11 protein-coding genes are annotated in these 9,891 nt (G+C 71.0%); 4 read left to right on the forward strand and 7 right to left on the reverse strand.

What is annotated here, in order from left to right:
• Positions 1-97: 97 nt before the first annotated feature.
• The 4 genes from AB0M39_RS40065 to AB0M39_RS40080 are packed head-to-tail and all read right to left on the reverse strand — an operon-like array spanning position 98 to position 3,679.
• On the reverse strand, positions 98-1,339 hold the full coding sequence (locus AB0M39_RS40065; protein ID WP_365373561.1) for a cytochrome P450: 1,242 nt from the start codon (positions 1,337-1,339) through the stop codon (positions 98-100).
• The gene (locus AB0M39_RS40070) at positions 1,336-2,451 is read right to left on the reverse strand and encodes an amidohydrolase family protein (protein WP_365373563.1); all 1,116 of its coding nucleotides are present in this window, start codon (positions 2,449-2,451) and stop codon (positions 1,336-1,338) included. The genes AB0M39_RS40065 and AB0M39_RS40070 overlap by 4 nt, the downstream gene beginning before the upstream one ends.
• On the reverse strand, positions 2,448-3,344 hold the full coding sequence (locus tag AB0M39_RS40075) for an NAD(P)-dependent oxidoreductase (RefSeq protein WP_365373566.1): 897 nt from the start codon (positions 3,342-3,344) through the stop codon (positions 2,448-2,450). The genes AB0M39_RS40070 and AB0M39_RS40075 overlap by 4 nt, the downstream gene beginning before the upstream one ends.
• Positions 3,341-3,679, reverse strand: a complete 339-nt coding sequence (locus AB0M39_RS40080; RefSeq protein WP_365373569.1) for an antibiotic biosynthesis monooxygenase family protein — start codon at positions 3,677-3,679, stop codon at positions 3,341-3,343. The genes AB0M39_RS40075 and AB0M39_RS40080 overlap by 4 nt, the downstream gene beginning before the upstream one ends.
• Before the next feature lie 599 nt (positions 3,680-4,278).
• Between AB0M39_RS40080 and AB0M39_RS40085 the strand changes: the two genes are divergently transcribed.
• Both AB0M39_RS40085 and AB0M39_RS40090 read left to right on the forward strand, forming a co-directional pair.
• Complete coding sequence (locus AB0M39_RS40085) at positions 4,279-4,902, forward strand: hypothetical protein (protein WP_365373572.1); 624 nt, start codon at positions 4,279-4,281, stop codon at positions 4,900-4,902.
• A gap of 104 nt (positions 4,903-5,006) precedes the next feature.
• Positions 5,007-5,579 carry a GNAT family N-acetyltransferase gene (locus tag AB0M39_RS40090; RefSeq protein WP_365373574.1) on the forward strand — a complete coding sequence of 191 codons (573 nt, stop codon included), beginning with the start codon at positions 5,007-5,009 and terminating at the stop codon, positions 5,577-5,579.
• Between the two features lie 47 nt (positions 5,580-5,626).
• On the opposite strand, the gene AB0M39_RS40095 is transcribed toward AB0M39_RS40090, so the two are convergent.
• Positions 5,627-6,304, reverse strand: coding sequence for a CPCC family cysteine-rich protein (locus AB0M39_RS40095; protein ID WP_365373577.1), 678 nt, complete (start codon positions 6,302-6,304; stop codon positions 5,627-5,629).
• Between the two features lie 209 nt (positions 6,305-6,513).
• On the opposite strand from AB0M39_RS40095, the gene AB0M39_RS40100 reads away from it, so the two are divergent.
• Together AB0M39_RS40100 and AB0M39_RS40105 are read left to right on the forward strand one after the other, a co-directional pair.
• Positions 6,514-7,863, forward strand: coding sequence for a hypothetical protein (locus tag AB0M39_RS40100; RefSeq protein WP_365373579.1), 1,350 nt, complete (start codon positions 6,514-6,516; stop codon positions 7,861-7,863).
• 151 nt (positions 7,864-8,014) lie between these two features.
• Positions 8,015-8,758 carry a hypothetical protein gene (locus AB0M39_RS40105; RefSeq protein WP_365373582.1) on the forward strand — a complete coding sequence of 248 codons (744 nt, stop codon included), beginning with the start codon at positions 8,015-8,017 and terminating at the stop codon, positions 8,756-8,758.
• A 203-nt stretch (positions 8,759-8,961) separates the two neighbouring features.
• On the opposite strand, the gene AB0M39_RS40110 is transcribed toward AB0M39_RS40105, so the two are convergent.
• Entirely contained in the window at positions 8,962-9,588 is a 627-nt protein-coding gene (locus tag AB0M39_RS40110; protein ID WP_365373585.1) for a glyoxalase, read from the reverse strand.
• Positions 9,589-9,593: 5 nt separating this feature from the next.
• On the reverse strand, positions 9,594-9,891 hold a 298-nt coding region (locus AB0M39_RS40115), incomplete at its 5' end, for a helix-turn-helix transcriptional regulator (protein ID WP_365373589.1).

Consider the following 9,891-nt stretch of genomic DNA (forward strand, 5'->3'; position numbering starts at 1 on the left):
TGCACAGGGAGAAGGTCCCTTCGGAGCCGCGCAGCCCGTCGGGTCAACGGAGACCGGCCCGGGCCGCGTACGGCTGGGGAGGAGGCGACGCCGCAGGTCACCGTCCGGGGTCGAGCACGACCGGCAGCTCCGCGAGGCCGCGGAAGGCCGGGAAGGGGGTCTCCATCCACTTCGCCTCGGCCGCGGGGCCGGCCAGGACGAGGTTCGGGAACCGGCCGAACAGGCTGGTGAGGGCCAGCTGCATCTCCAGCCGCGCCAGCGGCGCGCCCAGACAGTAGTGGCTGCCCTGGCCGAACCCCAGATGCGCGCTCTGCGCGTTGCCCGGCCGCGTCACGTCGAACTCGTCCGGGGAGTCGAACTTCAGCGGATCGCGGTTCGCGGAGAGGAGCGAGATCTGCACCAGGGCGCCCTTCGGGATCCGCGTGCCGCCGATCTCCACGTCCTCGGTCGCGAACCGGAACGTCGCGCTCTCCACCGAGCCGTCGAAGCGCACCAGCTCCTCGATCGCGGGGTTCATCAGCTCCGGGTCCCCCTGCACGGCGCGCAGCTGCGCCGGGTTGGCCAGGAAGTGGTACACGGCGTTGCCGATGAGGTACGCGGTCGTCTTGTGGCCCGCGAACATCAGCAGGAACGCCGTCGAGACCAGCTCGTTCTCCGTGAGGCCGCCGTCCTTGCCCTGGGCCTGGGCGAGCGCGCTGAGCAGGTCTTCGCCCGGGTGCTCGCGCTTGCGCGCGATGAGCTGGGTGAAGTAGGCGTGCAGGTCCTCCTCCGCCTTCTGCTGGGCCTGCTTGAACTCCTTGCCGAAGCCCGTCTGCGCCACGATGGTGGACAGGTCCTGGAGGTGGGGCCGCTCCTCGGGCGGCACGCCGAGGAGCTCGCAGATCACCGTGATCGGCACCGGGAACGCGAACGCGGGCAGCAGGTCCACCGGCTCCCGGGTGGGACACGCGTCGAGCAGCTCGTCGACGACGGCCTGGATCTTCGGCCGCAGCGCCTCCACGCGGCGCGGGGTGAACTCGGAGTTGACGAGCTTGCGCAGCCGCAGGTGCTTGGGCCCGTCGGAGTTGAGCATGTTGTCGTCCAGCGAGACCGACGAGTCCCCGAAGATCCTCCGGTAGGCGTCCATGGCGCCGTACATGTCCTTGCTCAGCCGAGGGTCGGACAGAGCGGCCCTGGCGTCCTCGTACCGGGTGATCAGGTACGTGTCGATGCCGTGCGGCGGCTTCATCGGACAGACGGGCGCCGTGTCCCGGAGGGAGGCGTAGACCGGGTGCGGGTTCCGCCGGAAGTCGGCGGTGCACTGTTCGGCTGCGGTGACGGGGTCCTGCGTGGTGGTCACGGACGGCTCCTGAGGTCGAAGAGGGCCTCGGCGTTGCCGCCGAGGATGAGCTGCTGGGACGCCTCGTCCACGGGCAGCTTCTCGATCATGCGAATGAGGTCCTCCAGCGGCGCGGACAGCGGGGGCGAGTCGCTGCCGAACAGCATCCGCTCGGGGCCGAGCACCTCCGCGTTGAGGCTGAGGTGCGCCGGGCTGAACGGGCTGGTGTCGACGTACATGCGCCGCAGGGCAGCGGCCGGGTCAGGCGACGGCGAGGGCGAAGACGACATCGCCTCGGACTCCTGTCGCCCCGGCGCCGGCCGCCCGGACGCCTTCGCGCCGGAGGGCGGACCACCGGGCATCTTCGCGCCGGAGGGCGGACCACCGGACGACGGGATCCCGGAAGGCGGACCGCCGGACGACGGGGCACCAGAGGCCTTGGCCCCGGCGGGCGGCGCTCCCCCGCCCCAGTGCCGGGGCGCCGCCGCCGTCTGCAGGCGCCCCGGCAGCAGCGCCATCGCGCCGCCGCCGGTCGCGCCGATCAGCTTCAGACCCGGGTACTTGTCCAGCCATCCCGCGAACGCGATCATGGCCATGCCCATGGTGACGTCGCCGAACCTGCCGATCTGCTCGACGAATCCGACGGACTCCACCTTCTCCGTGCCGATCGGCTCGGCCGGCGCGTGCACCAGGACCGGAACTCCCGCCTCCGCTGCCAGGGCGAAGAAGGAGTCCGCCCGCGGCGAGCCGAGCAGCTCGCCGTGGACGCTGGACGTGGTGATCAGGCCGACGAAGGCGGGGTCCGCCAGGGTCTCCCGCACCCCTTCCAGGTGATCGTCGTCCCCGAACGGGTTGGCGTAGACGTACCCGCGCAACTGGTCCGGGAACGAGGCGATCAGACCCGACATCCACGCGTGGAAACCACGCAGCCGGTCGCGCGGCTGCTTGTAGTTGTCGACGCCCGGGACCCGCGCCATGGCTCCGGCGCCCACCGGGCTGCCGATGATGGTGAGATCGATCCCAGCCTGCGCGCGGGCCCCGAGCATTCCGTCGACGTCCGTCAGGCTCGGAGGCATGGGGAAGCGTTTGGCTGCCTCCGGCGGTGACAGGTGTCCGTGGATGTCGATGATCATGTGTGGGTTCCTGTTTCTGGTGCGACCGCGCATGCGACCGCTGCGCAGTCCTCGTCTCCGAGCCCCTGCTCGGCGGCGCGGGCGTGGGTCTCGGCGGCCGCGGCGGTCAGCGGAAGGTGCAGGCCCGCGGCGGACGCCTGCTCTGTAGCGAGCATGAGGTCCTTCGCCATCAGCCGCAGCCGGAAGTCCGGCTCGTCGAAGCGCCTGGAGGCCAGCCGCCGCGACTTGAACGACATGACCGGGGAGGCGAAGCCGCTGCCCGCGATCGTCCGCAGAACGAGCTGTTTGTCGAGGCCGGAGGCGGCCGCCAGTTCGGCGGCCTCGGCCATGGCCTGCACCTCTATCCCCATGAGGAGATTGAGCAGCAGCTTCATCCGCATGCCTGAACCGAGCGCGCCCAGATGGACGACCTCCTTGCCCAGCCTCTCCAGCAGCGGTCGGCCGGCGGCGAAGACCCGCTCCTCGCCTCCGACGAACAGCCGCAGTTCGCCGTCGCGGGCGTGGTCGCGGTTGCCGAGCATGCCGACGTCCATGACGGAGGGCACGTCCCCGGCGAGCCGGACGACGTCCTCGGGGGCGACGGTGCTGGCGCAGATCAGGGCCCCGGGGTAGGTGCCCCTGGCCAGGACGCCGTTCGGGCCGCGCAGCACAGCGGCCAGCGCGTCGCCGTCGGCGACTGTGCAGATGGCGGCGCTCGTGCCCTCGACGGCTTCGTCGGGACGGCCGACGGCGATGGCGCCGGCGCGAGCGAGCGGCTCGGTCCGCTCCGGGGTCCGGTTCCAGACCCGCACCTGGACGCCTTGCTCTATCAGGCGTGTGGCCAGGCCGCTGCCCATCGTGCCGAGGCCGAGAACGGCCACAGGGCCGGGATCGTTGGCGGTGGTGCGCTTCATGACTTCTCCTCCACGGTCTCCTTGACGACCCGGAACTGCATCGACTGCGTCGAGTCGACCCATGTGCGCAGCGGTGCCACCAGTGCGCGATGGTCCTCGCTGCGCTGCCAGGCGAAGAAGTGCTCGGGCGTCTCCCACTCGCTGGTGATCACCCACTGCCGGGAGTCGTCGAGCGGCTCTCCCAGCCTCTCCACGATGTGGCCCGGGGTACGAGCGACTTCCTTGCGCATCTGCTCGTACATCTCGAGGAATCCCTGCTCGCCGCCCTCGATCACGCGGACTGCGAAGACCACGGAGAGCCGTTCGGCCGTTCGGCCGTTCTGCACAGTGCCCATGTCTCCTCCTGATGGTGAGATCCGGTAGGACACGCTCTCCAAGGACTCATGGCCTCCGTGACGACGCAACTCCAACGGGTGCACGGGCCAGTCGGGAGAAGGGCTCTCGCCTGTCGCATAGACCGTTCGGGTGACTGTGAAAGGGCCTCTCGCCGAGGCGGAGCCGAGCGTCGCGACGACCCCGAACGGGCGGTTCTCGATGGCGCCGACCGGCACGGCTGGGGCTTGTGTGTGAGCCCCTGGAGTGAAGTCATACGGGCGGCCTGCGAGGCCGTGCCGCGGACGGCCGGCGGGCCGATCTGGACGTGCCGTACGAGGAGCAGCCGGAGCCGGTCATCTCCGGGCGTCGGTCGAGCCGTGTGCCGTGTTGGTTCCCGCCGACCCGGTGCGGGCGGTCGAGACGGCGGCGCCCGAGCCCGCCAGGAGCTGTGTCCGGCAACCCCCGTCCACGCGGTCGCCTTGACCGGGCGGTCGAGGACAGCCGTGCCCTGCGCACGGCTCCCCCATCCGAGCGGGGAGCCGCACCCCTGCGGCATGGCGCCCGCGCCCGCTCCGCCGCGCGGCGGAAGCTGATGCCCGTGACCGTGCAGGAGAAACCCGTGAACGACCCCAGTCCCCACGGAGCCCAGAGCCCGGCGCCCACCGGCCCCGGCCATGTCGCCGGCGCCCAGTCCGGGGTGATCGGCATCGGACTCGCCGCCGTGCTGGCGATCGCACTCGCGCAGGGTTCCTGGCAGTGGTTCGCCACCTACATCGGGGTGACGCTCCTCGCGGTGATCCTCGCCTTTCAGCATCTGCCCGCCTGGACGCCCGGCGCCCGATCTGTGTACGCGCGCGCCCTCGCCGCGTACTCGCTGGTGGTCGGCCTGTGCGTCGTGCTCGCGCTGGCCCCCATGCTGCAGCGCTGGTCCTGGCTGTTCCCGATGCCCGCGACGCGTGCCGAATGCCGTCAGCTGGGCAGGTACGAGGCCATCGAGACGACGGCCGCGCTGGGGAGCCTCGCCGGCCGCGACAGCGCCGCCCTCGCCCGCGCGCAGGAGGACCGGAGCGGCAAGGCCGTCGCCGAGTGCCTGGCAGCCGCCACGACCCTGTGGCTTCCGCTGTACGGAGCGGGGGCAGCCGTGCTGGTGGGCGCGGGCACCTGGTCCCGGGATCGAGCGCGGGCGAGGAAGGGCCTCCAGCCGCGTGCCTCCTCCTCCGCTCCGGCAGATCCAGAGGCATGACGGGACGCCACGGAGCAGCCGTGCGTGTCGTCGGCCCCTGATGCGTCGTGCGTGCCGCTGACGGATGTGCGGCGTCGCCGCGTACGCCGTGGCATCGTGGGCTCATGGCCATCGAGGTTCGCCCAGCTACGGCCTTCGAGGACGTTCGTGCCCTGCTCGGCCCGAAGTCGCCCAGCTCCAACGTCTGCTGGTGTCTGAGCTACCGGATTCCGTCCAAGCTCAACAACGAGCTGCGCGGCCCTGCCCGTGGCGAGTACGTCGCCGAGCTGTGCCGCAGCACTCCCCCGCCGGGGGTCCTCGCCTACGACGGCGACGAGCCGGTCGGCTGGGCCGCGGTGGCGCCGCGCTCGGACACCGCCTTCGCGCACAGCCGCAAGATCCCGCACGTCGACGATCTGCCGGTCTGGTCGCTGTGGTGCATCCGCGTACGCCCCGGCCACCGGAAGCAGGGCGTCTCCCACGCCCTGATCGCCGGCGCGGTCGAGTTCGCCCGCTCCCAGGGCGCGCCCGCGATCGAGGCGTACCCCCTCGACAACGGCGACGCCAAGGTCGACATGACCATGGCGTACGCCGGGCTCCGGAAGAACTTCGAACGCGCCGGGTTCGCCCACGCCGCCGACACCACCTCGGTGCTGGCCGGCCACCCCCGCATCCTCATGCGACTCGACCTCCGCTGACGGATGCGCCCGGCAGCCCGGCGCCCCGCCTACCGGCACCGCGGAGGCTACTGGTCGAAGACGACGTTGAAGTCCGGGGCCTTCTGCGCGTAGTCGGCCAACTGGTCGCGGAGCTCGCGCGCGGCCATGGGCTCCCGTCGTTCCAGCTCGGCCCAGTGGACGAAGTGCAGTCGCCTGGGCATCGCGACGAGGCCGGTGACCGCATCCCACAGGGCGTCCCAGTTCATGCCGTAGAACGCGGGGAAGCCGAGCTCCCGTTTGAGGACCTCGTGGAGGTCACGCTCGCTGCGCACCGAGCCGACGTCGATCACGACCCTGCGGTCCGGATCGTGCGCCGGCTCCTCGGGGGCTCCCCAGTAGCCGGGAAGCCACCAGCACAGAACCGACCTGTCATCAGGCCATGGACGGTGGTCTTCGGCCTTGAAGTCCTCGAAGTCGTCCGCGGCCGGGTCGATCGGACGCCAGGCCGAGTCAAGGGGCTCGTCGTCCGCCGGCGGCCGGACGAACCGCCGCCCCCGCTGATCGCAGGCGCCGTAGGCCCGGAAGTTCTGCTGGGCCTCCACGAGCGAGACCTGATGGGCGCCACGCGGCGTGAAAGGCCAGCGGAACTGCACCGGGTCGTCTTCCCAGTTGCAGATCGGGCAGATGGCGTACGAACCGGGCCAGCCGTCTTCGACATCGAAGACGAGGTAGCCGCAGCAGGGACAGGGGCGGTGCGTGTTCACCGGGCCATTGTGGTCGACGCCTCGAACAGCGGCGAACGAGTTACGGCGAGGGCGTACGGGGCTCCGACGTGGCCGAGAAGAGCTGCTTGGCTCAATCACCGTACAGATCAAGCAGGTTAGGGTCGTCGATGTCGCCAAGGGGCCGGTCGGCGGTGTCCGACGCGGTAGGGCGCGGATCCTGCGCGCCGCCATCGAGAGAGGGAGTTCGCGTGCGAAGTGCCGTGGTGCTGGGCGGAAGTTTCGCCGGTCTGCTCACCGCTCGGGTTCTGAGCGATCACGCCGAGGACGTCGTGGTGCTGGAGCCGGACGGCGCACTCGACGAGGGTGCGGGCCGCGGCGCCCCGCACCGCAGTCAACTGCACGCACTGCTGGCCATGGGACACACCCAGCTCGAGCGCTGGTTCCCCGGCATCACCCAGGAGCTCCTCGACAGCGGAGCTCACGTCGGCGCGGGCGCGGCCGTCCAGTACTACGTCGACGGTGTCCTCAAGGTCGACGTCCCGGACAGTCGACTCCTGGGAGCGACCCGCCTCCTCATCGAGGGCGCCGTTCGCCGCCGAGTCCTCAAGCTGCCCAACGTCAGCATCCGGGCAGGGCGAGCTCACGATCTGCTGTTCAGCGGTGCTCGGGTCAGCGGCGTGCGCTTCTCCTCCACGGCGATCGACGGCTCCGCCTCCGCCGCACCCGACGGCGAGCTGACGGCCGACCTCGTCGTCGACGCCATGGGCAGGTCCACCCGCCTCGGCGCCTGGCTGCAGAGCCACGGCTGGGACCAGGCGCCGGTGGACCGCATGCGACTCGACCTGGGGTACGCCACAGCCCACTTCCACCGTGGCGACGAGCTGCCCGACACCGTCGTCGCCCACTCGTCGCCCGGCCCGGCCAGCGGATACCGCTACAAGGGGGCGGTCAGCGAGCCGGCAGCCGTCACCGCGCTGGAGGGAGACCGGTGGGGAGTGGTGCTGGCCGGCTACAAGGACTACCGGCCGGGCACCGACCCGGAAGAGTTCAAGGCACGGATGCTGCGCTCTGTGGCCCCTGTTCGGGAGATCGCCGAGCGGTGCGAGCTGGCCGGGGAGATCGGGGCCTTCCACTTCCGTGAGAGCCTGCGCCGCCGCTACACCGACCTCAGCCGCTTTCCGGGCGGCCTGATCGTCGTGGGAGACGCCGTCGCCTCAGTCAACCCCATCTACGGCCAGGGCCTCACGGTAGCCGCGCTGCAGGCCTCCTCCCTCTCCGCCTACCTGCGGACCGGGGTCTCGCCGCACGTCGCAGCGTGGGGATACTTCCGCCGGGCCGGTGTCGTCGTCGACGCCGCCTGGCAGCTGTCGGCCACCGCGGACCTCGCCCAGCCGCACGTCGTCGCCCGTCGTCCACGCGGCTACCAGCTGACGCGCTGGATCGGCGACAAGATCATCGAAGCGGCGGTCGTCGACCCGGTCGTCAACCAGGCCTTCATGAACGTGGTCCACATGCGCGCGCACCCGAAGACGCTCAGCCACCCGCGCGTACTCCTGGCTACGGCACGGGCCCTGGCGTCCCGCCCTGGCGGCGACTAGGGCCCGCTCCCTCCGCCGTGGCATGAGCGTAGGGACCGGCTGTCAGGAGACGCGGATGACCCAGCGTCGGGGCACGGCCCTGAGCAGAGCAGGGTCGCGTTGAGGGATGAGCGCCCGGAGTGAGCACTCCAGTGTGGAATAGGCTGCTCGGATGGCGGGGGAGAAGAGTTTCGGTGTGCTGCTGGAGCGGTTGGCGGATCGAAGGCGGCTGGATCTCACGGACCTGGCCCGGCTGGTCGATGTCAGCGAGTCCGAGCTGCTGGCTCTGTACCGGCGTGGCACGCCAGGGCAGTCCCTCCTGCGTCGGCTCGCGCCCTCGCTCGGGCTGCACACGGCAGACGTCTTTGCGATCGCAGGTGGAGAAGTACCGGCCGACCTTGCCCCCGTGGACACGGAGGCCGGCCTGCACGTCCCCTACCTCCTCAAGCACGCCGTCGCTCTGTCGCCTGAACAGAGGGGTGCTCTGCGCCAGTTCGTGGCATCGCTGCCGCAGAAGGAGCACGTGCAGCCTGTTCCGAGCCCGCCTGCTTACGAGCAGTACCCGGATGGTCCAGGGGCCGTGCTCATGCGCCTGGCCCGGACCCGAAACCTCAGCTGGAGCGCCTTGGCCAAGACGTTCTACTGGGTCACGGGCCGGTATTGGGCTGCTGCTACCTATGGCGGGGTGGGCCGTGGGACCACCCCGCTGACTCCCGAGCTTCTCGCCGACTTCTCCGCCGTGCTCGACATCCCCGCCGCTGACCTGACGCTGTTGACCGGTGTCGCACTGCCCGATGAGTCCTCAGCCACGGAGTCAGCCGTGGCCGGCTTGGCCGAACTCATCTGGGACGTACGTCATCTGACTGAAAGCCAGCTTCTGCAGGCCATCGACGTCGCGGAGTCCCTCAGGCGGTAGGGGCGAAGGTGGCTCGGTCGACGGCCCGGCCCGGCGGTCATCCGAGCCAGCGGCCGGATCAAGAAGCACTGGTGGGGCTCGTCGAGTCCGCGCGGGTCGAACCCGGTCTCGGCAGCGAAAGCGTCGCGCGCCGGCCCGAGGCCGAGTCGCACCCGGCCGTCCGCCAGCAGGCTGTCTACATCACTCGTCGGCGGGTGCGTCGATCAGGCCGAGGGCGTCAGCGACGCGGCCTCCCAGGCGAACCCGTCCGGGTCGGTGAAGGAGGGGGCGTCGCAGCCGAGCGCGATCCGGTGCGATCCGGTGCCGTCGGCAGGGACGCCAGCGTCCTTGGCGAGGGCGCGGCGCTTGTACAGCGCCAGCTTGACGGGGCTCGACTCGGCGGCGAACTCGACGTACTTGCTGCCGAAGCTCTTCCCCACAGCGAGGCCGCGGTCTACGTAGAACCGCTTGCTCGCGGTCACGTCCGCGACTCCCAGCAGGAGCACGATCTCGTCGATCGCCCGGGTGGCCGGGCCGGTGTCCTTCTTCGCCGAGGTCGCGATCTTCCAGATCGTCCCGTCCGGGGCCTGGACGGAGCCGCCGTAGCCCCAGAGCGACTTCGACGCCGGCTTCAGCGTGGTGGCGCCGGCGGCGAGGGCGGTGGCGACGAGGCTGTCGACGGTGGACGGCTGGGACACCGTCAGCGACAGCGTGAACCCGCGGAAGCCGGTCGTCGGCGCCTCGGAGGCCCGCAGACGTACCTGGGCGTCCAGGCCGAAGGCGGTGGAGTAGAAGGTGCGGGCGGCCGTGGGGTCGGCCACCTCGAGGGTGATGTGTTCGATGGAGGTCATGTCCATCAAGCTACTTTCGCCTCGGCCGTCGGTGCTTCTCCATTCCTGACCGGTCTGGTCGCCTGTCGGGCGACGCACGCCGGCATGCCCGCCGCCGCGCCCGCCGTGCGCCGCTGATAGGCGCTGGGCGACATGCCGACGAGCTCGGTGAAGCGGGTGCTGAAGGCGCCGAGAGACGAGCAGCCGACCGCGAGGCACACCTCGGCGACGCTGAGGTCGCCGCGCCGCAGCCGCGCCGCAGCTCGCTCGACGCGGCGCGTCGTCAGATACGCGTACGGCGACTCGCCGTACGCGAGCCGGAAC

Source organism: Streptomyces sp. NPDC051907 (assembly GCF_040681075.1).
Lineage (GTDB): Bacteria > Actinomycetota > Actinomycetes > Streptomycetales > Streptomycetaceae > Streptomyces.

Bases quoted from the DNA above. Each gene is read 5' to 3' on its own strand.
- AB0M39_RS40070 (WP_365373563.1), bottom strand. From the start codon at position 2,451: ATGATCATCGACATCCACGGACACCTGTCACCGCCGGAGGCAGCCAAA.
- AB0M39_RS40075 (WP_365373566.1), bottom strand. From the start codon at position 3,344: ATGAAGCGCACCACCGCCAACGATCCCGGCCCTGTGGCCGTTCTCGGC.
- AB0M39_RS40080 (WP_365373569.1), bottom strand. From the start codon at position 3,679: ATGGGCACTGTGCAGAACGGCCGAACGGCCGAACGGCTCTCCGTGGTC.
- AB0M39_RS40090 (WP_365373574.1), top strand. From the start codon at position 5,007: ATGGCCATCGAGGTTCGCCCAGCTACGGCCTTCGAGGACGTTCGTGCC.
- AB0M39_RS40105 (WP_365373582.1), top strand. From the start codon at position 8,015: ATGGCGGGGGAGAAGAGTTTCGGTGTGCTGCTGGAGCGGTTGGCGGAT.
- AB0M39_RS40110 (WP_365373585.1), bottom strand. From the start codon at position 9,588: ATGACCTCCATCGAACACATCACCCTCGAGGTGGCCGACCCCACGGCC.